Source organism: Kribbella endophytica (assembly GCF_054781295.1).
In genome coordinates this window covers 1111872-1138012 of record NZ_BAAGUR010000002.1, presented here as the reverse complement: position 1 = coordinate 1138012, position 26141 = coordinate 1111872, and the positions used below count along the sequence as shown (strand labels likewise).

20 protein-coding genes and 1 tRNA gene are annotated in these 26141 nt (G+C 68.5%); 6 read left to right on the top strand and 15 right to left on the bottom strand.

Going from position 1 to position 26141, the window contains the following annotated elements; genetic code table 11:
- Positions 1-3 precede the first annotated feature (3 nt).
- Positions 4-1749, bottom strand: a complete 1746-nt coding sequence (locus ACYVIO_RS23760) for an extracellular solute-binding protein (protein WP_460653062.1) — start codon at positions 1747-1749, stop codon at positions 4-6.
- Between the two features lie 238 nt (positions 1750-1987).
- Between ACYVIO_RS23760 and ACYVIO_RS23755 the strand changes: the two genes are divergently transcribed.
- The gene (locus ACYVIO_RS23755; RefSeq protein WP_460653061.1) at positions 1988-2461 is read left to right on the top strand and encodes an NUDIX hydrolase; all 474 of its coding nucleotides are present in this window, start codon (positions 1988-1990) and stop codon (positions 2459-2461) included.
- 112 nt (positions 2462-2573) lie between these two features.
- Positions 2574-2699 (top strand): hypothetical protein, encoded by a 126-nt coding sequence (locus tag ACYVIO_RS23750; protein ID WP_460653060.1) that lies wholly within the window; start codon positions 2574-2576, stop codon positions 2697-2699.
- A gap of 54 nt (positions 2700-2753) precedes the next feature.
- Here the strand turns inward: ACYVIO_RS23750 and polA are convergent, their stop codons facing one another.
- Positions 2754-5438 carry a DNA polymerase I gene (gene polA, locus ACYVIO_RS23745; RefSeq protein ID WP_460653563.1) on the bottom strand — a complete coding sequence of 895 codons (2685 nt, stop codon included), beginning with the start codon at positions 5436-5438 and terminating at the stop codon, positions 2754-2756.
- A gap of 157 nt (positions 5439-5595) precedes the next feature.
- On the opposite strand from polA, the gene ACYVIO_RS23740 reads away from it, so the two are divergent.
- The gene (locus ACYVIO_RS23740; RefSeq protein WP_460653562.1) at positions 5596-5985 is read left to right on the top strand and encodes a hotdog fold thioesterase; all 390 of its coding nucleotides are present in this window, start codon (positions 5596-5598) and stop codon (positions 5983-5985) included.
- Here ACYVIO_RS23740 and ACYVIO_RS23735 read toward each other — a convergent pair.
- On the bottom strand, positions 5948-6589 hold the full coding sequence (locus tag ACYVIO_RS23735) for a GNAT family N-acetyltransferase (protein ID WP_460653059.1): 642 nt from the start codon (positions 6587-6589) through the stop codon (positions 5948-5950). The two genes, ACYVIO_RS23740 and ACYVIO_RS23735, sit on opposite strands and share 38 nt — an antisense overlap.
- A 150-nt stretch (positions 6590-6739) precedes the next feature.
- Here ACYVIO_RS23735 and ACYVIO_RS23730 point away from each other — a divergent pair, with 150 nt between their 5' ends.
- Entirely contained in the window at positions 6740-7480 is a 741-nt protein-coding gene (locus ACYVIO_RS23730) for a DUF554 domain-containing protein (protein WP_460653058.1), read from the top strand.
- Between the two features lie 25 nt (positions 7481-7505).
- Here ACYVIO_RS23730 and ACYVIO_RS23725 read toward each other — a convergent pair whose 3' ends face one another.
- The 8 genes from ACYVIO_RS23725 to ACYVIO_RS23690 form a co-directional block, all read right to left on the bottom strand.
- Complete coding sequence (locus ACYVIO_RS23725) at positions 7506-7928, bottom strand: hypothetical protein (RefSeq protein WP_460653057.1); 423 nt, start codon at positions 7926-7928, stop codon at positions 7506-7508.
- Positions 7929-8088: 160 nt separating this feature from the next.
- The gene (locus ACYVIO_RS23720; protein WP_184794308.1) at positions 8089-8805 is read right to left on the bottom strand and encodes an ABC transporter ATP-binding protein; all 717 of its coding nucleotides are present in this window, start codon (positions 8803-8805) and stop codon (positions 8089-8091) included.
- Complete coding sequence (locus ACYVIO_RS23715) at positions 8802-9665, bottom strand: ABC transporter ATP-binding protein (RefSeq protein WP_460653056.1); 864 nt, start codon at positions 9663-9665, stop codon at positions 8802-8804. The genes ACYVIO_RS23720 and ACYVIO_RS23715 overlap by 4 nt, the downstream gene beginning before the upstream one ends.
- Positions 9662-11362, bottom strand: coding sequence for a branched-chain amino acid ABC transporter permease (locus ACYVIO_RS23710; protein ID WP_460653055.1), 1701 nt, complete (start codon positions 11360-11362; stop codon positions 9662-9664). The genes ACYVIO_RS23715 and ACYVIO_RS23710 overlap by 4 nt, the downstream gene beginning before the upstream one ends.
- Positions 11359-12672 carry a branched-chain amino acid ABC transporter permease gene (locus ACYVIO_RS23705; RefSeq protein WP_460653054.1) on the bottom strand — a complete coding sequence of 438 codons (1314 nt, stop codon included), beginning with the start codon at positions 12670-12672 and terminating at the stop codon, positions 11359-11361. Before ACYVIO_RS23705 ends, ACYVIO_RS23710 begins: the two co-directional genes overlap by 4 nt.
- A gap of 80 nt (positions 12673-12752) precedes the next feature.
- Positions 12753-13994, bottom strand: coding sequence for a branched-chain amino acid ABC transporter substrate-binding protein (locus ACYVIO_RS23700; RefSeq protein WP_460653053.1), 1242 nt, complete (start codon positions 13992-13994; stop codon positions 12753-12755).
- Positions 13995-14413: 419 nt separating this feature from the next.
- Positions 14414-14905 (bottom strand): branched-chain amino acid ABC transporter substrate-binding protein, encoded by a 492-nt coding sequence (locus tag ACYVIO_RS23695; protein ID WP_460653052.1) that lies wholly within the window; start codon positions 14903-14905, stop codon positions 14414-14416.
- A gap of 292 nt (positions 14906-15197) precedes the next feature.
- Positions 15198-15785: an ANTAR domain-containing response regulator gene (locus ACYVIO_RS23690; protein ID WP_344170138.1), complete on the bottom strand. Its 588-nt coding sequence runs from the start codon at positions 15783-15785 to the stop codon at positions 15198-15200.
- 185 nt (positions 15786-15970) lie between these two features.
- Here ACYVIO_RS23690 and ACYVIO_RS23685 point away from each other — a divergent pair.
- Together ACYVIO_RS23685 and ACYVIO_RS23680 are read left to right on the top strand one after the other, a co-directional pair.
- Positions 15971-16047: transfer RNA gene (locus ACYVIO_RS23685), tRNA-Leu, on the top strand.
- Complete coding sequence (locus ACYVIO_RS23680; RefSeq protein WP_460653051.1) at positions 16020-16841, top strand: transcriptional regulator; 822 nt, start codon at positions 16020-16022, stop codon at positions 16839-16841. The genes ACYVIO_RS23685 and ACYVIO_RS23680 overlap by 28 nt, the downstream gene beginning before the upstream one ends.
- Before the next feature lie 84 nt (positions 16842-16925).
- Here the strand turns inward: ACYVIO_RS23680 and pyk are convergent, their stop codons facing one another.
- From pyk to gltB, 4 genes are all read right to left on the bottom strand, one after another.
- Complete coding sequence (gene pyk / locus ACYVIO_RS23675) at positions 16926-18368, bottom strand: pyruvate kinase (protein ID WP_460653050.1); 1443 nt, start codon at positions 18366-18368, stop codon at positions 16926-16928.
- Positions 18369-18476: 108 nt separating this feature from the next.
- Complete coding sequence (locus tag ACYVIO_RS23670) at positions 18477-20027, bottom strand: metallophosphoesterase family protein (RefSeq protein ID WP_460653049.1); 1551 nt, start codon at positions 20025-20027, stop codon at positions 18477-18479.
- A gap of 82 nt (positions 20028-20109) precedes the next feature.
- Positions 20110-21576, bottom strand: a complete 1467-nt coding sequence (locus ACYVIO_RS23665) for a glutamate synthase subunit beta (protein WP_460653048.1) — start codon at positions 21574-21576, stop codon at positions 20110-20112.
- Positions 21576-26114, bottom strand: a complete 4539-nt coding sequence (gene gltB, locus ACYVIO_RS23660; RefSeq protein ID WP_460653047.1) for a glutamate synthase large subunit — start codon at positions 26112-26114, stop codon at positions 21576-21578. The genes ACYVIO_RS23665 and gltB overlap by 1 nt, the downstream gene beginning before the upstream one ends.
- Between the last annotated feature and the right edge of the window lie 27 nt (positions 26115-26141).

Below are 26141 nucleotides of genomic sequence, written 5' to 3'. Positions count from 1 at the left end.
CGCTCACCCCTGGAAGCTCTCGTAGGCGGCCTGCTGGATGTCGAGGTACGGCCGCAGCCCGATCTTGTCGAGCCGGCCTAGGTAGTCCTTCCACTGGCCGTCGTCGGCCGGATCGGCCTTGCCGGTGACGAAGCGGGCCATCGTCTGCACGACCTCACCGCTCAGGTCGAGCAGCAGCGACGCGTCGAGCGCGGCCTGGTCGCCCTCCAGCGCGACCGGCGGGAACTGCTGCTCGATCGGCTCCCGGTGCGGGAAGTACCGGTCCCTCGTCTGCTCGTACAGCGGCTTCTCGAACGTCGGCTTGGTCGGGTCGACCCGCTCGGACAGGCGGAAGTCGCCGGAACGGTAGTTGGGGTTGCGCTGCGCCCAGGTGTCCTTGGTCTTGTCCGGCGCCCAGGTCCCGGAGATGCCGAACAGCGCCTGCTTGCCGCTGATCGCCTTGTCGCCGCGCTTGGCGAAGCTCCAGCTGCCCGGCCCGGCGTACGCCGCCATCATCACCTCGAGGTCGAGCTGGAAGTCCGCCCACTTCACCAGCAGGTCAGGCCGCCGGCACTTGCGGGTGATCACCAGCCGCGGATCGAAGCCGGTGTAGTGGTCCCAGTTGGCGATCCGGAAACCGTCGGGGCCCTCCAGCGGGGGCACGGCTTCGTAGTCGTGCCAGCGGGCGGTCGGGTCCTCCACGTCGACGTCCATCGCGCTGCCCCAGTAGTTGCCCTGGAACACGCCGAGCAGCGGGCCGTCCTTGTTGTTGCCGGCGCGCTGCAGCTGCTCGGCGGTCATGCTGAACGCGTCGCGGTTCAGCAGCTCCTCGGCGTACAGGGTTCTGAGGTACTTGAGTCCCTCGCGCCAGCCGTCCTGCGAGTACGCCGCCTGAACCTTGCCGTCAGCAACGGTCAGCCAGGGCGAGGCCGGGTTGAAGAGGAACGCGTTCATCACGAACTTGTCGACGGTGACCTGGTTGGTGCCGTCCTCCTTGTAGCCGACGAACGGCAGGGTCCGTCCGCGGCCGGCCGGGTCGGCCTTCTTGAACGCCTGAAGGACCTCCCGGAACTCGTCGGTGGTCTTCGGCATCGCCAGGCCGACCTGCTTGAGCCAGCGGGTGTTGATCCAGGTCCGCGACTTACCGGCGCGGCAGTGGTAGCAGTCGTTGAAGGACGGGTAGGTGTACTGGCCGCCGTCCGGGGAGGTCGCCAGCTTCTTGGCCAGCGGGTAGTCGTGGAACATCTGCTGCAGGTTCGGGGCGTACTTCTCGGTGTACTTCCGCTGGTCGACGAACAGGTTCTGCGCGCCGTACAGGTAGAGCTGGGACTTGCTGAAGTTCACACCCATGAACGCGTCCGGGATGTCGCCGGCGGCGATCATCGCGTTGACCTTGATCGTCACGTCCTCGTCGGCGCCGGCGATCTGGCGGAACTCGATCGTGATGCCGGTGCGCTGCTCGAGCCACTTGGTGAACTTGTTCTTCGCCCAGTCGCCGACGGTCAGGTCCTGCGGGACCACGACCACGAAGTTCGTCGGCTCGGTGACGATCGGGCCGAGCTTGCGGGCCACCGGGCCCACGTAGCCGTCCGGGTACGGGATGCCGCCGGTCTTCGGGCCGAGCGTGACCGGCGGAGCCGCGAGACTCTCCGGACTCGCCCCGACCGCCTCGTCCGGGCCGCAGCCGCTGAGCAGACCGCTGGTCGTCGCCGCGGTCAGCCCCATCGCGCCGGCGACGAAACTGCGTCGCCGGATTCCACCTGTCCTCACTGCTGGTTGCACGCCGCCTCCCAGTTGAAGTCACCGAGGACCTCATGAGATATCCGATAGGATCCATGATCTTTGGCTGGTGAGGATGGCACAGATCGCTGGGGGCCGAAAGGGGTTGCGGTCACTCCCCGTGGATTCGATGCCCACCATCGGTGATTTTCAATGAAACGTTCACCACATACGGCGAACCGTTTAGATTTCTTGCATCAAGTAACCCTGCCCTGACTAGGGTCGAGGAATGACGACGCCGAAGTTCATCCTCGCCCTGCGCGAGAAGATCGGTCACGATCTGTTGTGCATGCCCGGGATCACCGCGGTCGTCCTCGACGAGTCCGACCGGCTTCTCCTCGTACGCCGCGCCGACGACGGCCGCTGGAGCCTCCCCGCCGGCATCCTCGAACCAGGCGAACAACCCGCCGAGGCGATCGTCCGCGAGATCCACGAGGAAACCGCCGTCCAGGCCGTCGTCGACCGCCTGGTCCGCGTCGAGTCCCTCCCGCCAACGGCCTACCCCAACGGCGACCAGGTCCAGTACCTCGACCTCTGCTTCCGCTGCCACCCCACCGGCGGCGAGGCACGCGTGAACGACGACGAGTCCCTGGAGGTCGCCTGGTTCCCCCTGACCGACCACCCCGAGCTCCACCCCCGCGAAGACCTCTGCATCGCCAACGCCCTGGAGAACAACCCCGCGCCGGTCTTCGTGACCAGCTGACCTACCGGCGAAGCGCCGCCTGAAGCTCGCGCGACCATCGCTCGCCGACAGACGATTCCTGGCTCAACCGGTACAGGTTGCCGAAGGTCGAGCCCATGTAGACAAGGCGGGCGTGAACGACGACGAGTCACTGGAGGTCGCCTGGTTCCCCCTGACCGACCACCCCGAACTCCACCCCCGCGAAGACCTCTGCATCGCCAACGCCCTGGCCGACAACCCCGCGCCGGTCTTCGCCTGAAGCAACAGAAAAGCTCCCCACCCGATCCGGGTGGGGAGCTTCTGTGTCATCGACTCAGTGGGCGGCTTCGTGCCACGTGCGGCCTACGCCTACGGAGACGTCGAGCGGGACGGCCATGTCGACGGCGGCGCCCATGTCCTTGCGGACCAGGGTTTCGAGGGCTTCGCGTTCGCCGGGGGCGATCTCGAAGACCAGTTCGTCGTGGACCTGGAGGAGCATGCGGGACTTGAGGCCCGAGGCACGCAGGGACGCGTCGACCTTGAGCATCGCCATCTTGATGACGTCGGCGGCCGACCCCTGGATCGGGGCGTTGAGTGCCATCCGCTCGGCCATCTCGCGACGCTGGCGGTTGTCGCTGGTCAGGTCGGGCAGGTAGCGGCGACGACCGAGGATGGTCTCGGTGTACCCGCTCTTGCCGGCCTCGAGCACGATGCTGCGCAGGTAGTCCCGCACCCCACCGAAGCGCTCGAAGTACTCGTCCATCAGGCCCTTGGCCTCGTCCACGCCGATCTTCAGCTGCTGACTCAGCCCGTACGCCGACAGCCCGTACGCCAGGCCGTAGTTCATCGCCTTGATCTTGGCGCGCTGCTCCTGCGTCACGTCGCCGGCCTCGACCGAGAACACCCGCGCGGCGGTCACCGAGTGGAAGTCCTCGCCGGAGTTGAACGCCGAGATCAGCCCTTCGTCCTCCGACACGTGCGCCATGATCCGCATCTCGATCTGGCTGTAGTCGGCCGACATCAAGGCCTCGAAGCCCTCGCCGACGACGAACGCCTCGCGGATCCGCCGGCCCTCCTCGGTCCGGATCGGGATGTTCTGCAGGTTCGGGTCGGTCGAGCTGAGCCGCCCGGTCGCCGCGATCGTCTGGTTGAACGTGGTGTGGATCCGGGCGTCCTTCGGGCTGATCGTCTTCAGCAGCCCTTCGACGGTCTGCCGCAGCCGGGTCGCGTCGCGGTGCGCGAGCAGGTAGGCCAGGAACGGGTGCTCGGTCTTCTCGAACAGCGACTGCAGCGAGTCCGCGTCGGTCGTGTACCCGGTCTTGGTGCGCTTGGTCTTCGGCATCTGCAGCTCGTCGAACAGCACCACCTGCAGCTGCTTCGGCGACCCGAGGTTGATCTCCTTGCCGATCACCTCGTACGCCGAGGCCGCCGCGTCCCGGACACCGGTCGCGAACCGCTCCTCGAGCTGCTCCAGGTACGGCCGGTCGACCGCGATCCCGTCGCGCTCCATCGCAGCGATCACGTCGATCAGCGGCAGCTCGACGTCGGCCAGCAACGCCGTACCGGCCTGCTTCTCCAGCTCGGCGTCGAGCGTGTCGGCCAGGTCGGCGATCGCACGGGCGCGCAGCATCGTCGCGTCCGCGGCCGGCCCGCCCTCGACGTCGTCGAAGCTGAGCTGACCGTTCTCGGCCTCCTCGGTGCGCAGCTCGCGCTTGAGGTACCGCACGGTCAGGTCGGACAGGTCGTACGACCGCTGGTCCGGACGGGCCAGGTACGCGCTCAGCTGCGTGTCGGACGTCAACCCGGCCAGCGTCCACCCGCGCTCCAGGAACCCGAGCAGCGGACCCTTCGCGTCGTGCAACGCCTTCGGCTGCGCGGCGTCCGCGAGCCAGGCCTGCCAGGCCGCGTCGTCGTCCGGCGTCAGCGTCGCCGGGTCGAACCAGGCCGCCGCACCGGTCGACGTCGCGAGCGCGAGCCCGGTGATCTCGCCGGTCCCCCGCCCCCACGTCCCCTGCACGGCCACACCGGTGCGCGCGCCGGTCGACACGTGCTCCTTGATCCAGGCCGCGACCTCGCCCGGCTTCAGCTGCGTGCCCTCGAGGTCGAAGCCTTCCTCGATCGTCTCCTCGACCTGCTCGTGCTCGGCGACCAGCCGCTCCCGCAGTACGCGGAACTCCAGGCTGTCGAACAGCGTGTGCACCTTGTCGCGGTCCCACGGGTGCCGGACCAGGTCGTCGACGGCGACGTCCAGCGACAGGTCGCGGACCAGCTCGTTGATCTGCCGGTTCCGGATCACGTCGGACAGGTGCTCGCGCAGCGACTCACCGGCCTTGCCCTTGATCTCGTTGACCCGGTCGATCACGTCGTTCAGCGATCCGAACTGGTTCAGCCACTTCGCCGCGGTCTTGTCACCGACACCCGGTACGCCGGGGAGGTTGTCGCTCTTCTCGCCGACCAGCGCGGCGAGGTCGGGGTAGAGCCGCGGAGGGATGCCGTACTTCGCCTCGACCGCGGCCGGGTCCATCCGGGCGATCTCGGAGACGCCGCGCTTGGGGTACAGCACGGTCACGTTGTCGTTGATCAACTGGAAGGAGTCGCGGTCGCCGGAGCTGATCAGCACCTCGAAGCCCTGCTCGTCGGCCTGCGTCGCGAGCGTGGCGATGATGTCGTCGGCCTCCCAGCCGTCGATCTCGGTGGTCGGGATGCGGAGCGCCTCCAGCACCTCCTTGACCAGCGAGACCTGCCCCTTGAACTCGTCCGGGGACTTCGACCGGCCGGCCTTGTACTCCGTGTACTGCTCGGCGCGGAAGGTCTTGCGGGACACGTCGAAGGCGACGCAGATGTGCGTCGGCTGCTCGTCGCGCAGCATGTTGATCAGCATCGAGGTGAACCCGTACACCGCGTTGGTGTGCTGGCCTGTGGTGGTGGAGAAGTTCTCCACCGGCAGCGCGTAGAACGCCCGGTACGCGAGCGAGTGCCCGTCCAGCAGCAGGATCCGCGGCCGGGGCGAGTCGCCCACCACCGGTTCCGGGTCCTTGGTCGTCGTCGTCGTGTCAGTTTCTGGAGCCACGTACCGACTCTAGTGGTTGGCAGGGACAGTTTCTCTCACGCCGGGCGAAGGTAGTCTGCGCTCTGTGAGTGATCAGAGCACTGAAGGTACGGCGCTGCCGCCGGGGATGGACATCGAGGGCACTTTGCTCAGCGTGATGGGCATCGCGGTCAGCGAGGCGTCACCGGAGCGGGTCGTGGCGACCATGCCCGTCAAGGGCAACACCCAGCCGTACGGGCTGCTGCACGGCGGCGCGTCCTGCGTGCTGGCCGAGAGCCTGGGATCGATCGGGTCGGCCCTGCACGCGGCGCAGTACGGGAAGGTCGCGGTCGGCGTCGACATCAACGCGACGCACCACCGGGCCGTGCGGGAAGGGACCGTGACCGGCGTGGCCACGCCGATCTACCTCGGTCGCACCACCACGTCGTACGAGATCGTCGTCACCGACGAGCGGGACAAGCGGGTCTGTACGGCGCGGATCACCTGCCAGCTGATTCAGGCTCCGCCGGAACGGTGACGTCTGGTTCAGGCTCCGCCTGAAAGGTGAGGTCGGGGTGCCGGCCGAGCTGAGCACGCCGGGCGATCACCGACCGGCGTGACGACAGCATCGCCAGCAGGTTGGGCGCGTGCTCGGCCGCGAGCCGGCGGCGGACGGTGTGCGTGCCGGCGAACCGCAGTACGGCGGCCTGTCCGAGACCGAGGCGGGCCAGGAACCGGTTCGCCTCGCGGGCCAGTGGCGGGGCGACGACACCGAGGTACGGGCAGCTCTCGTGCTCGGCCCACGCGGCGGCCTCGGCGACCAGCGCCTTGCCCAGACCGTGGCGCCGGGCGTGGTCGGTGACGTGCAGGTACTCGACCGTCATCGTCTCCTCGGCGTGCAGCGGGGAGATCGGCGTACGACGCAGATAGACCATGCCGCTGACGTGGCCGTCGAGCTCGCCGACGACGAGCCGGGCACCGGGATCCTTGCCGAGCCGGGCGAGCGAAGCGCGGACCGAAGCCGGCGTCGGCGCCGCCAGCGCGCGCTGGTGGCCGGTGCCGATCGACATCTCGCCCCACAGCGTCACCAGGGCAGCGGCATCGTCGGGGCGTGCGTCGCGCACCTCGATGGCAGCTGCCACGTCGGCCTCCTGGTCTTGATCCACCCCCGAGGTGAACAGGACTGGGCGGATACGCTCGTCCCCGCGCAACAGTAGGGCTTCGGAGGTCGCTTGCAAAGCGACGCGACCACCCCCACACCGGCTGTGATCGCCGGCGATCGGAGAGCACGCTTGTTCATCGGAATCGGCACCGTCGTGAACGTCGCGACGGTCCTTGTCGGCTCGGTCCTCGGCGTCCTGATCGGGCACCGCCTGCCCGGCCGGACCCGCGACCTGGTCACGGACGCCCTCGGCCTGGTCACGCTGCTGATCGCGGTCACGTCGGCACTCACCGTCGGCGACGCCGCCCTCAGCGACGCGGTCGGCGACAGCGCCCCGGTGCTGATCGTGCTCGGCGCCATGCTGATCGGCGGCATCGCCGGTTCGCTGCTGAAGATCGAGCAACGCCTGGAGGGCTTCGGCAGCTGGCTGCAGCACCGGTTCAGCCGTGGCGAGGGCGAGAGCACGTTCGTCGAGGGGTTCGTGACGGCGTCGATGGTCTTCTGCGTCGGCCCGCTGACGTTCCTCGGCGCCCTGTCCGACGGCCTCGGCCGCGGCGCCGACCAGCTGTTCCTGAAGGCGGTCCTGGACGGCTTCGCCTCGATCGCCTTCGCCGCCTCCCTCGGCTGGGGCGTCGCGGCCTCAGCGCTCGTCGTACTGGTCATCCAGGGCCTGATGACCGCCGTAGGCGCCCTACTGGGCGACGTCCTCCCCGAGGCCCACGTAACGGCCCTGGGCGCGACTGGCGGCCTCCTCCTCATCGGCGTAGCCCTCCGCCTCCTGAAGATCAAACAGGTCGCCGTAGCCGACCTCCTACCGGCCCTGATCGTCGCACCCCTGCTCGTCCAACTCCTGGTTGTCGTCCGCAACTGAACGGTTGCGGACGGCAACCAGGCACTCAGAGCAGGGTCCGCAGGAACTTGTACGCGATGCTCAGCTTCTTCAGCAGGTAGGTCTGCACCACCGCCACGATCAGGTCGCAGATGATCTCGGCCGTGCACGCGCGGTAGGCCTCGGTCCAGGTCTTGTACGGCCGGACCAGCTTGTGCTCCAGCGCGTACATGTCGATCGCACCGTGCACCGCGCCGTCGTACGTCGAGATGATCTTGATGTTCCCGCCGCGACACTCGCTCGGGTCCTTCGGGTACGAGATCAGTCCCGTGGGGCTGCGGCACCACATGTAGTAGCTGTGCGGCTCAGGGACCGCGGCGGCAGGCGCCGGAGCGGCGGGATCGGCCGGGTGGGCGGACGCGGTGTTCACCCCCACCAGCATCAGCAGGCAGCACGCCAGCAGCACACCGATCGATCGTTGCGTTCGCATGATGTTCCTCCTCGTCGTCCGGGCGGAAATCAGTTGACGCACCCGACGCTAACCGTCACCGAGCGTGCACAACAGGTACAACCCGTACAGTCCACCCGTACAAAAGGAGCCGAAGGCCCCCAAGTGGGGGCCCTCGGCTCCTATTGGTGGAACGTGGGTGCTAGTCCTCGCCGAGGTAGGCCTTGCGGACGTCGTCGTTGACCAGGAGCTCGCGGCCGGTGCCCTGGACGACGATCTTGCCGACCTCCAGGACGTAGCCGTAGTCGGCGCGCTTGAGCGCCGCCTGGGCGTTCTGCTCGACCAGCAGGATCGTGGTGCCCTGCTTCTGCAGCTCGGTGACGGTCGTCATGATCCGCTTCATCATGATCGGCGACAGGCCCATCGAGGGCTCGTCGAGCATCAGCAGCTTGGGACGGCTCATCATCGCCCGGCCCATCGCCAGCATCTGCTGCTCACCGCCGGAGAACGTCCCGGCCGGCTGCTTGCGCCGCTCCCCCAGGATCGGGAACAGCGCGTACGCCGCCTCGAGGTCGGTCCGGATCGCCGACTGGTCGTTGCGGGTGAACGCGCCGAGCAGCAGGTTCTCCTCGACCGACAGCCGGGGGAAGATCCGCCGGCCCTCGGGCGAGTGGGCCAGCCCCATCGTGACGATGTCGTGGGCCGGTACGTCGTCGATGCGCTGACCCTGGAACAGGATCTCGCCCGCCGTCGGGCGCAGCAGGCCCGAGATCGTCCGCAGCGTGGTCGTCTTGCCGGCGCCGTTGGTGCCGATCAGCGACACCACCTGCCCCTGCTCGACGGAGAAGCTGATCTTCTTCACCGCGACGATCTTGCCGTAGGCAACCTCGAGGTCGCGGACCTCCAGCATCGCGGTCATCGCCCCTCCTCCGGAACGTCCTGCGGCCTGGCGTCGTCGGCCGACTCGTCCTCGTCGTCGTCCTCGCCGGTGCCGATGTAGGCCTCGATCACCCGCGGGTCCGACTGCACCTCACCCGGCGAGCCCTCGATCAGCGTCTCACCGCGGACCAGGCACAGCACCCGGTCGCACAGGTTGAAGATGAACCGCATGTCGTGCTCGATCACGACCACCGACAGGCCCGAGTCCCGGATCTTGAAGATCAGGTCGCTGGCCTGCTTGGTCTCCTGCGGGTTCATACCGGCCGTCGGCTCGTCCAGCAGGATGAGCTTCGGGTCGGTGGCCAGCGCGCGGGCGATCTCGAGCCGCCGCTGGTCGCCGTACGGCATGTTCCGCGCGAGGTGCTCGGTGGACTTGCCGAGCCCGACGAACTCGAGCAGCTCCTGGGCCCGCGCCCGGGTGGCCGCCTCCTCGCGACGGTACTTCGGGCCGTGCAGCACCGACGTCAGCGCACCGGCCGACGTCCGGCAGTACCGGCCCACCATCACGTTCTCCAGCGCGGTCATGTTGGCGAACAGGCGGATGTTCTGGAACGTCCGCGCCATCCCCGCCTTGACCACGGCCCGCGGCTTGGGCGGCAACGGCGTGCCCTCGAACCGGACCTGACCACCGGTCGGCTTGTACAGCCCGGTCAGGCAGTTGAAGAACGTCGTCTTGCCGGCGCCGTTCGGGCCGATCAGCCCGACGATCTCGCCCTCGCGGACGGTCAGGTTGACGTCGTTGACGGCCAGCAGACCACCGAACCGCATGGTCACGCCGGAGGCCTCCAGCACCGGCCGGCCGGTGCTCGGCGCGCTCGGCGCCGGTTCCGTGACGGTCATTTCGCCTCCTCGACGAGTTCTTGCTCGACCGCCACGGCCAGCTCCTCGTCCTCTTCGTGGAACTCCAACTGCCGTCTGCGGCTGGCCACCAGGCCCTCGGGGCGGAACCGCATCATCAGCACCAGCAGCAGACCGAACAGCAGCAGCCGGTACTCCGAGAAGAACCGCAGCTTCTCCGGCAGCAGCTTCAGGATCGTCGCACCGAGCAACACACCGGCGATGGTGCCCATACCGCCCAGCACGATGGCCGCCAGCAGGAACGCCGACTCCAGGAAGACGTACTGGTCGGGACTGACCGCCCCGTCCTGGTGCGCCTTGATCGTGCCGGCCAGACCGGCCAGGAACGCGCCGACCGCGAACGCCAGCAGCTTCAGGCCGAAGACGTTCACGCCCATCGCCTCGGCGGCCTTCTCGTCCTCCCGGATCGCCACCCAGCCGCGCCCGATCCGGCTGTTGTTCAGCCGGGCGAAGACCAGGATGATGCCGCCGATCAGGACCAGCAGCAGGAAGTAGTAGTTCGAGAAGCGCCCGAGGTCGATCCCGGCGATGTTGTGCTCGTCGCCGAAGTTGAAGCCACCCACCTGCAGGTCGGGAATGCCGGGGATGCCGTTCGGGCCGTTGGTCAGGTTCGGGCCGTTGTTGCCGTCCAGGTTGGCCATCGCGAGCCGGAAGATCTCACCGAAGCCCAGCGTCACGATCGCCAGGTAGTCACCCGAGACCCGCAGTGTCGGCGAACCGATGATCAGGCCGAAGGTCGCCGCGACGCAGGCGCCGACCAGGACCACGACCAGGAACGGCGGGGTCCAGCCGATCGTCGCGAACGCCGAGTTCGACAGCATCGCCGCGACGTACGCGCCGGAGCCGAGGAACGCGATGTACCCGAGGTCCAGCAGGCCGGCCAGGCCGACCACGATGTTCAGACCCATGGCGGTGGCCGCGAAGACCAGCACCTGGGTCGCGATCGACATGTTCGCGTCCGAGCCGTTCTGGGTGAACGGGAACAGGAAGGCGACGACGAACGACGACAGCGTCAGCACCTTCTTGTGCCGCTGCGCGGCGTGACCGACCCACGTCATCGAGCCGGTCCGGAACAGCACGGCCACGACGGCCGCGATGAACACCAGACAGAGCACGAAGGCCCAGGCGTCGTCCAGACCCAGCGCGTACGCCGAGACGAACAGCACCGCTGCCATCAGGACGGCGATCGCGAGGATCTCCGACCAGCCCGGCAGTTTCGCCTTGCCCATGTCGTGCAGCGTCCGCAGCGGCAGCATCCGGGACGAGACCAGGAGCGCGACCGCGCCGACGAAGGAGATCCAGCCACCGGGGTTGACGTTGATCAGGCCGTCGGACTCGACGGTGATCGCGATCAGCACCAGCAGCATGTAGAACGCCATGGTGATGCCCAGCGCCCGCAGGCCCAGGGTGGTGTCGAGCCAGACGTTCAGCCGGCTGAGCGGACCGCGCTCGGCCAGCAGCAGCACCAGCGCGAGCAGGGCGGCGACGATCGCCAGGATCTGCAGCCCGCCGGGGTAGAAGTTGATCGACAGGTCGCCCAGGATCGAGCCGTCGTAGCTCCAGGAAAGGAAGGAGCCGACGACCACCAGGGCCACACCTGCGAGACCGAGCGGCCAGGCGGCCTTCGACGGCGCCGCCGCCGGTTCCGTCGTACCGGTTGTCGTGTCGACCTGCGTCATGCGCGATCCACCACCCTCGCCCCGAGCAGGCCCTGCGGCCTGAAGACCAGTACCAGAATCAGGATGACGAACGCCCAGACGTCCTTCCAGGTGCTCCCGCCGAACTGGCCGGGAATGTACTGGGTGGCCATCGCCTCGACGACGCCGAGCACCAGACCACCGGCGACCGCACCGTAGATGTTGCCGATTCCACCGAGCACCGCGGCGGTGAACGCCTTCAGACCGGCCAGGAAGCCCATCCGGAACTCGATGTTGTTGTTCTGCAAGCCCTGCGAGACACCGGCGACGGCGGCCAGTACGGCGCCGAGCGCGAACGCGACCACGATGATCCGGTCGACGTTGATGCCCATCAGGCGGGCGGTGTCCGGGTCCTGCGAGACCGCGAGCATGCCGCGGCCCAGCCGGGTCCGGTTGATGAAGTACCACAGGATCGCGGTGCAGATGATCAGCGCGCCGACGGTGAAGATCGCCGACCGCTGGATCGTCACGCCACCGAGCTCCAGCGCCGACCCGGTGACCACGTCGATCTGCGGGAACGGGATGCGCTGCTTCGCGCTCGGCCACTCGATCGAGCTGAGGATCTCGCGGTAGACGAGCCAGAGGACCTCGAGCAGGACGACAGCCCCACCGGCCAGTTGCAGGGACGGGGTCAGCAGGAGCTTCGCGCGCTCGGCGCCGGACCCGAACCGGGCCAGCAGCCAGGCGGCGCCCGCACCGACGACCACGCCGCCGATCAGGACGACCGGCGTAAAGGCGTAACCGGGGTCGACGAGACGCCGGACCACGAACCAGACCAGCAGCGCACCGACACCGGCACCGACCAACGGCGTCCGGTCGTGCCACTTCGTCACGGGGTGGTTCAGGTTGAGCTTCAGCCCGCGGGTGGCCACGACGTACGCCACCCACACCACGACCGGGGCGATCACGACGAGCGTCCACTGCGGCCGGTCGTACAGGAGCCGGATGAACTCCTGCAGGAACACCGAGATCCCGATCGCGGTGATCAGCGGTGCGAGCCGTGGCGCGTTCCGCAGGGGACGGTACGCGACACGTTCCATCGCCACCGCGGTGGCGGTCGAGGCGATGATCGCCCCGATGATCATCACCGGCAGGATCCACACCGTGGTGTGCCCGTCGAAGAACAACAGGTACGTCGTCAGCGCACCGAAGGCGCCGATCATGAAGATCTCGCCGTGCGCGAAGTTGATCAGCTGCACGATGCCGTAGACGACGGTGTACCCGACCGCGATCAGGGCGTACAACGACCCGAGAGTCAGCCCGTTCACGAGCTGCTGGAAGAACTGGTCCACGTCGACCTCCTAACTACCTCTGTGCCGACATGCCACGGGGGTGGGAGAACCTTCACTCCCACCCCCGGACACGAGGCCGACTAGTTGGCTTCGAAGTCCTTGGTCTCCACGGTCGCCCACTTGCCGGCGTCGACCTTGTAGACGGTCAGGACCTTGGAGGTGGTGTCGCCGTACTGGTCGAAAGCGACCTTGCCGGTGACGCCGTCGAACGAGACCTTGCCGAGCGCCTCGACGGTCTTCGGACGGGCCGACTCGACGTCGGTGGCGTCCTTCAGGGACTCCTTCAGCGCGTTGATGATCGCGTTCGCCGCGTCGTAGGAGTAACCGCCGTACGCCGCGTACGGCTCCGGGAAGTTCGCCGCCTTGTAGTCCTCGACGAACTTCTTGGCCGACGGCAGCGCGTCGGTCGGCGCGCCGACCGAGGTGGCCAGGTCGTTGGTGGAGGTCTTACCACCCAGGGTGATGTACTTCGGGTCGAAGATGCCGTCGCCGCCCATGAGCGGGACGTTCAGCCCGGCCGCCTTCATCTGCTGCGACAGCGGCCCGGCCTGCGGGTACTCACCGCCGTAGTAGACCGCCTGCGGGGCGGACGGCTTGATCGCGGACACGACCGCGGTGTAGTTCGACTCGTCCGCGGTGATCGTCTCGGCCGCGGTGACCGTGCCGCCGAGCTTCTTGAACTCGTCGGTGAAGGTGCCGACCAGACCCTGGCCGTACGCCTTCTTGTCGTGGATCGTCGCGACCTTGGTGATCTTCGCGGTGTTGTACAGGTAGCGCGCCGCGAACGGACCCTGGACGGCGTCCGTGGTGCAGGTGCGGAAGTACGTCGGGTACGGCCGCTTCGGGCTCTTCTGCCAGTCCGCACCCTGGGTCAGGGCGGGGCCGGTGTTGGCCGGCGAGACCTGGACGATGTTCTTCGGCGCGAGCACCGGCTGAACCTGAAGGCTCGTGCTGGTGTTCAGGGTGCCGACGACACCGATCACGTCCTTGTCACCGGCGAGCGCGGTGGCCGCGTTCTTGGCCGGGTCCGTCTTGCCCTCGTCGTCCTTGGCCGAGACCTCGAACTTCCAGCCCGGAACGGCGTTGGTGTCGTTGGCCTGCTTGACGGCCAGTTCGACCGAGTGCTGGATACCCAGACCAAGCGCCGACAAGTCGCCCGACAGCGGCGCGATCACGCCGATCTTGGCGGTCTTGGTCGCATCGCCGGAGCCCCCGCCACCGTTGTCGTCACTGCGTGAACCGCAGGCAGTCAGGGCCAACGACGCAACGATCAGCGACGCGCCGACCCGTACTACGGAACGCTGGTGCACTGTTCCTCCCATGTCTGGATAGTCCGAGCGGATCCCCGGACCCCCGCGATTCCCGCGAGCACCCGCAGGTTAGACCCCGCCGAGCAGTCAAGGCGAACGTGACCCAGCGTGTGTTGTGAGGTCGTTACCGCTGTAAGCACCATCATCATCAGTCGCAACTGGCTTTGCTCAGCGGAGTCACCGGTTGTGACGGTACAGCGCACGCAGAGCCACATTGACAACCGATGCGTGCCACAGGTAATCGGCCAGGTTTTACGCTGTGTGACGGCCGTCTCGTTCCTCGGACAGACCACGCTTTCCGCCACGCCCGAACGGGTGGCGAACCCGGCCCTTTCGTGGCATGAGTCCGCCCCCGTCGGGTGCTTACCTGGCCGCGCCGAAGTTCTTGGTCTGCTGCGCCACCCACCGGCCGCCGACGACCTTGTTGAGGGTCAGGACCCTGGTCGTGGCAGCTTGATGTACTGCGGGTCGTAGAGGCCGTCGCCGCCCACCAGCGGGACGTTCAGGCCGGCGGCCTTCATCTGCTGCGACATCGGCCCGCCGATCCCGTACTCGGTCCCGACGTAGACCGCCTGGCGGTGCTGCTGCTTCACCTTGGTGATGGCCGCCTGGTAGTTCAGGTCGTCGGCGTTGACCGTCTGGGCCTCGACGACCTCACCGCCCAGCCTGGTGAACTCGGCGGTGAACGTGCCGACCAGGCCTTCGCCGTACGCCTTCTTGTCGCTGATCGTCGCGACCTTGGTGATGTGCGCGGTCCGGAACAGGTACTGCGCGGCGTACGGGCCCTGGACGGCGTCGGTGGTGCAGGTCCGGAAGTAGGTGTCGTACTGCCGCTGCGGAGCGGTCTGCCACTTCGGGCCCATGGTCAGGCCGGGGCCGGTATTGCCCGGCGAGACCCGCGCGATGTGCTTCGCGGCGAGCACTCGCAGACTAGGCCGCCCCGCAGGCAGCTTTCACGCCCACGACGCCTTCTCGCCAATTTAGTTGCCAACAGCAAGAACAGGCGTCGTCGCGGGGAGGAACCTGCGGCAAACAGACCGCGGTCGTACGGCGCGAACCGACACGGGTGCGACGGAGGCGGATCGGTGTGGTGCGGTCCGGTGGGGCCTCCGCCGGCTCCGCGTCCACCTGCTCGGGCGCGCCCCGACAGGGCGCGGCAGCGGCCGGCGCGCCGGTGATGCCGATCGCGCGGGCGCTCGCCGTACGGGCTGGAGGTCAGGAGCCGGCTTCGTCGACCACCAGTTCGGCGACCTGGCGCATCGAGACGCGCTTGTCCATCGCGGTCTTCTGGATCCAGCGGAACGAGTCCGGCTCGGACAGGCCGAACTTGGTCTGCAGCACCGACTTGGCCCGGTCGACCAGCTTGCGGGTCTCCAGCCGCTCCGACAGGTCGGCGACCTCGCGCTCGAGCTCCGCGAGCTCGACGTACCGGCTGGCCGCGATCTCGATCGCCGGCAGCAGGTCGGCCTTGGAGAACGGCTTCACCAGGTACGCCATCGCACCGGCGTCACGCGCCCGCTCGACCAGTTCCCGCTGCGAGAACGCCGTCAGCATCAGCACCGGCGCGATCCGCTCCCCCGCGATCTTCTCCGCCGCACTGAGCCCGTCCAGCTTCGGCATCTTGACGTCCAGGATCACCAGATCCGGCCGATGCTCGACCGCCAGCCGAATGGCCTCCTCCCCGTCCCCGGCCTGCCCGACAACGTCGTACCCCTCCTCAGCCAGCATCTCGGCCAGATCCATCCGGATCAAAGCCTCGTCCTCAGCGATCACCACACGCTTAGCAGTCACACCCGACACCATATCGAGGCGGCACCTCGCGCCGACGACGGCAAGCCAGTCCTGGTACAGGAGTGTCGAACGAGGCGGGAAGTGCGAGCGGACCGCAAGGACTCACCGGACGAGGAGACGCACAGCCGACATGCCCGCAAGGTGATGCCCGTTGCAGTTCCAGGGCCTCCCATGGGCTAGGATTTCCGAGCGAAAGCGCCCTGGTAGCCCAATCGGCAGAGGCAGTGCTCTCAAACAGCATCCAGTGTGGGTTCGAGTCCCACCCAGGGCACCACCATCTCCCCCGGAACTGTCGGTCCCGGCTGCGAGGCTTTCCTCGTGTACGACGCCCGCATCCGGCAGTCCGCGCTGGACTCACTCGCTGCGGGCGAGCCTCTGAGCTCGGTCAGCCGCCGGCTTTCTGTCAGCCGCAGCGCAATCCGCGCGTGGCGGGACGACCCTGCGCCTTCGGTCGATCCCACGGCGTGTCCGCGCTGCACGGATTCGACGCTCGCGGCCGGCAAGTACTCGCAGTTGCTCGGCCTCTATCTGGGCGACGGCTGCCTGTCCGAGCACCGCAAGGCGGTCTTCGCTCTCCGCATAGCGTGCGACGACGCCTACCCCGGCATCATCGCCGAGGCCGCAGACGTCGTCACCGCGGTGAACCCAGGACGGCCGGTCCATCGAGTTCGGGCACCCGGCTGCATCCATCTCGTGTCGTACTGGAAGCACTGGCCCTGTCTGTTCCCCCAGCACGGTCCCGGGCGCAAACACCTCCGGCCGATCGTCCTCGCCGACTGGCAACACGAGATAGTTGCCCAACGCCCTGAACCGTTCGTCCGCGGTCTGTTCCTCTCCGACGGCTGCCGGGTTGCGAACTGGACGACCAACCGAGCCAACGGCGAGGTCCGCCGCTACGAGTACACCCGCTACATGTTCTCCAACGAGTCCACCGACATCATGCGGTTGTGCCAGTGGGCACTCGACCTGCTCGACGTCCCCTGGCGAATGCCCCGCACCAACGCCCTCTCAGTAGCCCGCCGAGAAGCCGTAGCCGCACTCGACCGCATCGTCGGTCCCAAGGCCTGAGAAACAAACTGCGGCCGGTCAGTTGACCGGCCGCAGCAACCACAGATCAAACTCTAAGTTGCTTGTCCTGCTCTTGGTGCCCTGTTACTCCCGGTACGCCGGGGCGGCGCCTGAGATGGCGTCGCCCATGCGGTGGACTCGGAGGGCGTTGGTGGAGCCGGGGATGCTGGGCGGGGAGCCGGCGACGATGACGACCAGGTCGCCCTTCTGGAGCTTGCCGAGCTCGAGCAGGCGCTGGTCGACCTGCCGGACCATTTCGTCGGTGTGGTCGACCGTGGGGACGATGTGGGTCTCGATGCCCCAGACGACGCTCAGCCAGGCGCTGACGGACGGGACCGGGGTGAAGGCGAGCACCGGGATCTCGGTGCGGTAGCGGGCCAGGCGGAGCGCGGTGTCGCCGGACTGGGTGAAGGCGACGAGGTACTTCGCGTCCAGGGCCTCCGCGACGTCGGCGGCGGCCTTCGCGATCACGCCGCCCTTGGTGCGGGGTTCCCAGTCGATCTCCTTGACCCGGCTCAGGCCGTGGTCCTCGGTGGACTCCACGATCCGCGCCATCGTCTTGACGGTCTCGATCGGGAACCGGCCGACGCTGGTCTCACCGGACAGCATCACCGCGTCGGCGCCGTCGAGCACGGCGTTGGCGACGTCGGAGGCCTCGGCCCGGGTCGGGCGCGGGGCGGAGATCATCGACTCCAGCATCTGGGTGGCGACGATCACCGGCTTCGCGTTCAGCCGGGCCTGGTCGATGATCAGCTTCTGGACCAGCGGGACCTCCTCCAGCGGGAGCTCCACACCGAGGTCACCGCGGGCGACCATGAAGCCGTCGAAGGCCTCGATGATCTCGTCCAGGTTGGCGACGGCCTGCGGCTTCTCGATCTTGGCGACCACCGGGACCCGGTGACCTTCCTCGTCCATGATCTTGTGCACGATCTGGATGTCGGAGGCCCGCTGGACGAACGACATCGCGATCATGTCGGCCGGCAGGTGCAGGGCCCAGCGCAGGTCCTCGACGTCCTTCTCCGACATCGCCGGCACGCTGACCGTGGCACCGGGCAGGTTGATGCCCTTGTTGTTCGACACCGGTCCGCCGACGGTGACCCGGCAGATCACGTCGGTCTCGGTCACCTCCTCGGCGACCAGGGCGATGCGGCCGTCGTCGATGAGCAGCGGATCACCGGGGCTGACGTCGCCGGGCAGGCCGTCGTACGTCGTACCGCAGATGGTCACGTCACCGGGGACCTCACGGGTGGTGATGGTGAAGCGCTCGCCGTAGGTCAGGGTGACCTTGCCTTCGGCGAACTCGGCCAGCCGGATCTTCGGGCCCTGCAGGTCGACGAGGATGCCGACGTTTTTGCCGGTCTCCTCCGCTGCAGCGCGAATCCGGTGGTAGATGCGCTCATGCTCGGCGTGGGCGCCGTGGCTCAGGTTCAGCCGAGCGACGTCCATACCTGCTTGGACAAGTTCCAGGATGCGCTCCGGGGCGGCCGTAGCCGGGCCGAGCGTACAAACGATCTTTGCGCGACGCACGTCACAAAACCCTACTCCTACAAGACCACTGGCCCGCTGGTCCGCCCCCGTTACCGGCCGGTCAACATCACGTGACGAGCGCGAGAACGCCTGACCAGGCAGCAGAAATCAGGCGGGCAACGGCCGGTAGGTCCCCACGGTCACCTCGCCGGTGAGCTCCGCGGTGACGGTCTGCAGACCGGTCGGCTGCCCGTCGGCGTACGTGATCAGCGTGACCTCACCCGGCCGCCGCAGCGTGTAGCCCAGCGCGAACGCGTACGCCGCTCCGCCGGTCGTGCCGTTCGTGTACGTCGTGACCGAGCGACCCTCGACGGTCTTCGTGTCCGGCCCGACCTGCCGGTGCAGATGCCCCGACACGAGCAGCGACGCGCAGCCACGCGTAGCGGTCTCCTGGTACGACGCCGGGTCGTGCACGACCATCGTCGAGATCGGCTCGTCCTCGGCCTGGGAGCAGGCGACGTCGGCGAGCCGGGTCGACTGCTCGCTGGTGGTCTCGTCGCCGGGGGTGTCGGCGCTGCCGAGCCCGGTCCGGGTCGGGTCGCTGTCGCCCAGGAAGCGGATCCCCTCGACCTCGACCGGCTTGCTGTCGAGCACGGTGAACTTGTTCCGCCGCATCGTCTCCTCGACGAAGCCGCCGGAGTCGTGGTTCCCGGCCACTGCCACGACCTTCATGTCCTTGAAGTGCTGCGCCAGCGAGTTGATGCTGAAGGCCTCCCACGACTGCCCCGACGACGTGTCGTCGCCCGCGTCGATCAGCACCTTCGCCCCGGCCACCTTCGCGACCTCGGCGGCGAACGGGTCCATCCCGATGTTGTCGTGGCGGTCCGACACCAGCAGCGCGACGGTCTCGCCCTCGCCGGCCGGCCGGATCCGCCCGCCGACGCGGCTGACGCGCTCGCGCAGCTGCCCGTAGAACTCGGTCGACCGCTCGTACGTCTCGAACGCCGTACGAATGACGCCCACTCCCCCGTCGGTGGAGAACCCGGACGCCACCTCGACGGTCTTCAGCCGGTCGTCGAACGACACCTCCGGCAGCAATTCCCCCAACGGCCGCCACGCCGTCGGCGGCGCCTGCGCCTGCCGCATCTGCGCGGGACCGATCACCGAAGCAACGGTCACCAGCAGAGCCACCAGTACGACGACCGCCCGGTGCTGCACCCGCCGTTCACCTCGATGCACCAGCGCGAACAGCTCCCGCCGCCGAGCCGGCCCGAGCATCGCCCACACCGTCGTGAACAGCACCGTGACCAGCAACCCGGACCCAGCGCCGGCGACCGCGTTGTCGACCGCCATCTGCTGGACGACCTCGCGGATCCGTGCGATCTCACCGTCGGGCTGGGACGCGATCAGCGCGTCCCGCTGGAGCAGGTCGTTCAAGTTGGACGCGTCGGTCTCCTGGACGTCGAGGTTGACGCCGAGCCCGAACGGGGTGTTCATGTCCAGCCGCAGTCTCGGCAGAACGGCGCCCAGATCGATGGTGGCGTGGGAGTCGAAGGTCGGCGAGACCTGAGCGGTGTGCGCGCCGACGGTGACCCGCTCGGAGTCGTTGGCGAACCCGAGCAGCCCGACGACGACCGACACGACGAACCAGAGCACGACCAGCAAGGCCCACGGCACCGCCTTGCGGAGCCGCGCGCGGGTCAGGAGTCGTCGAGGCACGACCACCAACTTATGGGTCCGGGTCAAACCCTCGCTTGACCGGGCGCGGCGTTTCGGCAAAGCCGCACCCGGTCAGCAGGGGTCAGACCACCAGCGGACGCGCCGTCGGTGGAATCGGCGTGGGGAGCGTGGACGAGCCCGTCAGGAACGCGTCCACACCGTTGGCGCAGGACCGCCCCTCGGCGATCGCCCAGACGATCAGCGACTGGCCGCGGCCGGCGTCACCGCAGGCGAAGACGCCGTCGACCGACGTCTGGTAGGCCTTGTCCCGCTTGACGTTGCCGCGCTCGTCGAGCTCGACCTCGAGCTGCTCGAGGAAGCCTTCCTTCTCCGGCCCGAGGAAGCCCATCGCCAGCAGCACCAGCTGCGCGGGGATGGTCCGCTCGCTGCCTTCGACCGGCGTGAACTTCCCCTGAACCATCTCGACCTCGACCAGGTCCAGCCCGGCGACGTGACCGTTGTCGTCGGCCACGAAGTTGTTCGTCGAGACGGCGTACACCCGCTCGCCGCCCTCCTCGTGCGCCGAGGCGACCCGGTAGATCATCGGGTACGTCGGCCAGGGGTGCGCGTCCGGACGCTCGTCCGACGGGCGCGGCATGATCTCCAGCTGCGTGACGCTGCGCGCGCCCTGGCGGTGCGCCGTACCCAAGCAGTCGGCTCCGGTGTCACCGCCACCGATGATCACGACATCCTTGTCGGTGGCAACGATCTGGTCCTCGACCGTCTCGCCGAGGGCGACCCGGTTGGCCTGCGGCAGGTACTCCATCGCCTGGTGGATCCCGCCGAACTCACGGCCGGGCACCGGCAGGTCGCGGGCCGCGGTCGCACCGGTGGCGATCACGACGGCGTCGTACCGCTGCTTGAGCTGGGTCCCGGTGACGTCCTTGCCGACGTTGACGCCGGAACGGAAGACCGTGCCTTCCTCCTTCATCTGCTGGATCCGGCGCTCGACCTGGGCCTTCTCCATCTTGAACTCGGGGATGCCGAAGCGGAGCAGCCCACCCGGCGCCGAGGCCCGCTCGTACACCGCGACGGTGTGCCCCGCGCGGGTCAGCTGCTGGGCGACGGCCAGACCGGCCGGGCCGGAGCCGACGACCGCGATCGTCTTGCCGGTCAGCCACTCCGGCGGCTGGGGGCGGACGTCGCCGGCCTCCCAGGCCTTGTCGATGATCGCGACCTCGACGTTCTTGATCGTCACCGGTTCCTGGTTGATGCCGAGCACGCAGGCCGGCTCGCAGGGCGCCGGGCAGAGCCGGCCGGTGAACTCCGGGAAGTTGTTGGTCGCGTGCAGCCGCTCGATCGCCCCGGTCCAGTCGTCGCGCCAGACCAGGTCGTTCCACTCCGGGATCAGGTTGCCCAGCGGGCAGCCGGAGTGGCAGAACGGAATCCCGCAGTCCATGCACCGGCCGGCCTGCTTGCCGATGATCGGCAGCAGCGCCTTGCCGGGTCCGCCCGGGTAGACCTCTTTCCAGTCCTGCTTGCGCTCCTCGACCGGACGGCGGTCGGCCACCTCCCGCGGGGTGGTCAGGAATCCCTTCGGGTCAGCCATCAGATGGCCTCCATCATCGCTCGCGTGGTGGCGTCCTCGTCCAGCCCGTCGCGCTCGGCGGCCGCCTTGGCCGCCAGCACCCGGGCGTAGTCGCGGGGCATCACCGTGGTGAACCTGGTCTCGGCGGCGGTCCAGTCGGCGAGCAGCTTGGCCGCCCGCTCCGAACCGGTCTCCTCGTGGTGACGGCGGACCAGGTCCTGCAACAGGTCGGACTCCTCGGCGGTGAGCGGGAGCAGGTCGACCAGCTCCGGGTTCACCAGCGCGGGGTCCAGGTCGAGCACGTGGGCCACGCCGCCCGACATGCCCGCTGCGAAGTTCCGGCCGGTGGCGCCGATCACGACGACGCGTCCACCGGTCATGTACTCGCAGGCGTGGTCGCCGACAGCCTCGACGACCGCGGTGGCACCGGAGTTCCGGACACAGAACCGTTGCCCCGCGCCACCGTTGATGAACAGCTCACCGGACGTCGCGCCGTACGCGATGACGTTGCCGGCGATGATCTGGTCGGCCGCGTCGAACCGCGCGTCGCGATCCGGGCGGATCACCACGCGACCACCGGACAGGCCCTTACTGACGTAGTCGTTGGCGTCGCCCTCGAGCCGCAGGGTCACACCCTTTGGTACGAAGGCCGCGAACGAGTTGCCGGCCGACCCGGTGAAGGTCAGGTCGATGGTGCCGTCGGGCAGTCCGGCCGCGCGGTACTTCTTGGTGATCTCGTGGCCGAGCATCGTGCCGACCGTGCGGTTCACGTTCCGGATCGGGAGCTGGGCACGGACCGGTTCGCCGTTCTCGATCGCCGGCGCGCAGATCCGGATCAGCTCGTTGTCGAGCGCCTTGTCCAGGCCGTGGTCCTGCAGCACCGTCTGGTGCAGCGACGCACCCTCCGGTACGGCGGGCACGTGCAGGATCGGCGACAGGTCGAGCCCGTCGGCCTTCCAGTGGTCGACCGCGCGCTTGATGTCCAGCACCTCGGCGTGGCCGATCGCCTCGTCCAGGGTCCGGAACCCGAGCTCCGCCAGGTACTCGCGGACCTCCTCGGCGATGAACTCGAAGAAGTTCACCACGAACTCCGGCTTGCCGGCGTACCGCTCGCGCAGGACCGGGTTCTGCGTCGCGACGCCGACCGGGCAAGTGTCCAGGTGGCAGACGCGCATCATGATGCAGCCCGACACGACCAGTGGCGCGGTTGCGAAGCCGAACTCCTCGGCCCCGAGCAGCGCGGCGACGACGACGTCCCGGCCGGTCTTCAGCTGGCCGTCGGTCTGGACGACGATGCGGTCGCGCAAACCGTTCAGCAGCAGGGTCTGCTGGGTCTCGGCCAGGCCGAGCTCCCAGGGACCACCGGCGTGCTTCAGCGACGTCAGCGGAGCCGCACCGGTACCACCGTCATGACCAGAGATCAGTACGACGTCCGCATGCGCCTTGCTGACACCCGCCGCGATCGTGCCGACGCCGACCTCCGAGACCAGCTTCACGTGCACCCGTGCGGACGGGTTCGCGTTCTTCAGGTCGTGGATCAGCTGGGCCAGGTCCTCGATCGAGTAGATGTCGTGGTGCGGCGGCGGCGAGATCAGGCCGACGCCGGGCGTCGAGTGTCTGGTGCCGGCGACCCACGGGTACACCTTGTGGCCGGGCAGCTGCCCGCCCTCGCCGGGCTTCGCGCCCTGCGCCATCTTGATCTGGATGTCGTCGGAGTTGGTCAGGTACTCCGCCGTCACGCCGAACCGGCCGGACGCGACCTGCTTGATCGAGCTGCGCAGCTCCGGGTCGTGCAGGCGGTTGGCGTCCTCGCCGCCCTCACCGGTGTTCGACTTGCCGCCGAGGCGGTTCATCGCGATCGCCAGCGTGGTGTGCGCCTCGGCGCTGATCGAGCCGTAGCTCATCGCGCCGGTGCTGAACCGCTTGACGATTGCCGCCACCGGCTCGACCTCGTCGATCGAGATCGAGTCGCGTCCACTGTCGAAGCCGAACAGGCCGCGCAGCGTCATCAGCCGCTCGGACTGCTCGTCGACACGGCTCGTGTACTGCTTGAAGATGTCGTACCGGCCGGTCCGCGTCGAGTGCTGCAGACGGAACACGGTCTCGGGGTCGAACAGGTGCGGCTCGCCTTCACGCCGCCACTGGTACTCGCCGCCGATCTCGAGCTTGCGGTGCGCCGGCAGGATCCCGCTGGCCGGGTAGGCCCGCAGGTGCCGCCGGTGGACCTCCTCGGCGACGACGTCCAGGCCGATGCCGCCGAGCTTGCTCGACGTACCGGTGAAGTAGGCGTCGACCAGGTCCGGGGACAGGCCGGTCGCCTCGAAGATCTGAGCACCCGTGTACGACGCGACGGTGCTGACGCCCATCTTGGACATCACCTTGAGGACGCCCTTGCCGAGCGACTTCACCACGTTGCGGACCGCCTGCTCGGGGTCGACCCCGGGCAGGTAGGTGCCGCGCCGGGCCAGGTCCTCGGCCGACTCGAGCGCCAGGTACGGGTTGACCGCGGCCGCGCCGTAGCCCATCAGGGTCGCGACGTGGTGCACCTCGCGGACGTCACCGGCCTCGACGACCAGGCCGACCTGGGTGCGGGTCTTCTCGCGGACCAGGTGGTGGTGCACTGCGGAGGTGAGCAGCAGCGACGGGATCGGCGCCTTCTCGGCGTTCGAGTGCCGGTCGGACAGGACCAGGATCCGGGCGCCCTCGGCGATCGCGGCGGAGGCCTCGGCGCAGATCTCGTCCAGCCGGTCCTTCAGCGCGTCGCCGCCGCCCTCGACGTCGTACACGCCGCGCAGCACCATCGTCGCCAGGCCCGGCATGTCGCCGTCCAGGTTGATGTGGCGCAGTTTGGCGAGCTCGTCGTTGGTGATCACCGGGAACGGGAGCACCACCTGACGACACGACGCCGGGCCGGGGTCGAGCAGGTTCGACTCCGGGCCGAGACTCGACGACAGCGAGGTCACCAATTCCTCACGGATCGCGTCCAGCGGCGGGTTCGTCACCTGGGCGAACAGCTGCACGAAGTAGTCGAACAGCAGCCGCGGACGATCGCTCAGTACGGCGATCGGGGTGTCGGTACCCATCGAGCCGATCGGCTCGGCACCCGTCTTCGCCATCGGGGTGAGCAGGACCCGCAGCTCCTCCTCGGTGTACCCGAAGACCTGCTGACGGCGCGTCACCGACGCGTGGCTGTGGACGACGTGCTCGCGCTCGTGCAGGTTCTCAAAGCGGATCAGGCCGGCGTGCAGCCACTCGTCGTACGGGTTCTCGTCGGCCAGCGCCGACTTCACCTCGGCGTCGGTGACGATCCGGTGCGCCTCGACGTCGACCAGGAAGATCCGGCCCGGCTCGAGCCGGCCCTTCTGGGTGACGGTGGCCGGGTCGATGTCCAGTACGCCGGCCTCGGAGGCCAGGACGACCAGGCCGTCCTCGGTGACCCAGTACCGCGACGGGCGCAGGCCGTTGCGGTCGAGGACCGCGCCGACCTTGGTGCCGTCGGAGAACACGACACTCGCGGGGCCGTCCCACGGCTCCATCAGCGTCGAGTGGAACTCGTAGAACGCGCGGCGCTTGGAGTCCATCGTGGCGGCGTTCTCCCACGCCTCCGGGATCATCATCAGCATCGCGTGCGGCAGCGACCGGCCGCCCAGGTGCAGCAGCTCGAGCACCTCGTCGAAGGACGCGGAGTCGGACGCTCCCGGCGTACAGATCGGGTACAGCTGCTCGAGATCGCCCGGGATCAGGTCGCTCGCGAGCAGGGCCTCGCGGGCGCGCATCCAGTTCCGGTTGCCCTGGACGGTGTTGATCTCACCGTTGTGGGCGATGTACCGGTACGGGTGGGCCAGCGGCCAGGACGGGAACGTGTTGGTGGAGAACCGGCTGTGCACGACGCCGATCGCCGAGGCGAGGTCGGGGTCGGTCAGCTCGGGGAAGAACTTGTCCAGCTGGTCGGTGGTCAGCATCCCCTTGTAGGTGATGGTCCGGCCGGACAGCGACGGGAAGTACGTCGCGGTCTCGCGCTCGGCGCGCTTGCGCAGCCGAAACGCCATCCGCTCCAGGGCCAGGCCGAGCACGCGGCCGGCCTTCGACGCGACGAACAGCTGGCGGAACACCGGCATCACCGAACGGGCGGTGGAGCCGAGCAGGTCCGGCGTCGTCGGGACGTCGCGCCAGCCGAGGACGATCAGGTTCTCCTCGTCGGCGAGCTCCTCGATCCGCGCCACCGCCTTGGCGGCGTCGTCCGGGTCCTGCGGCAGGAACGCGATCCCGGTCGCGTAGGCGCGCGCGACGGGCAGGTCGAAGTCGCACACCTTGCGGTAGTACGCGTCCGGGACCTGGATCAGGATGCCGGCGCCGTCGCCGGAGTCGGGCTCGGCACCGGAGGCGCCGCGATGCTCGAGGTTCCGCAGGGCGGTCAAGGCCTTGGCCACGATGTCGTGGCTCGGTTCACCGGTGAGAGTGGCGACGAAGGCGACACCGCACGCGTCGTGCTCGTGCTTGCCGTCGTACAAACCCTCGCTGGGGCTCTGCTCACCAACGAAAGGGGGGCGACCAAACATTCAGGGCTCCCGTCGTCCTACGGTCAA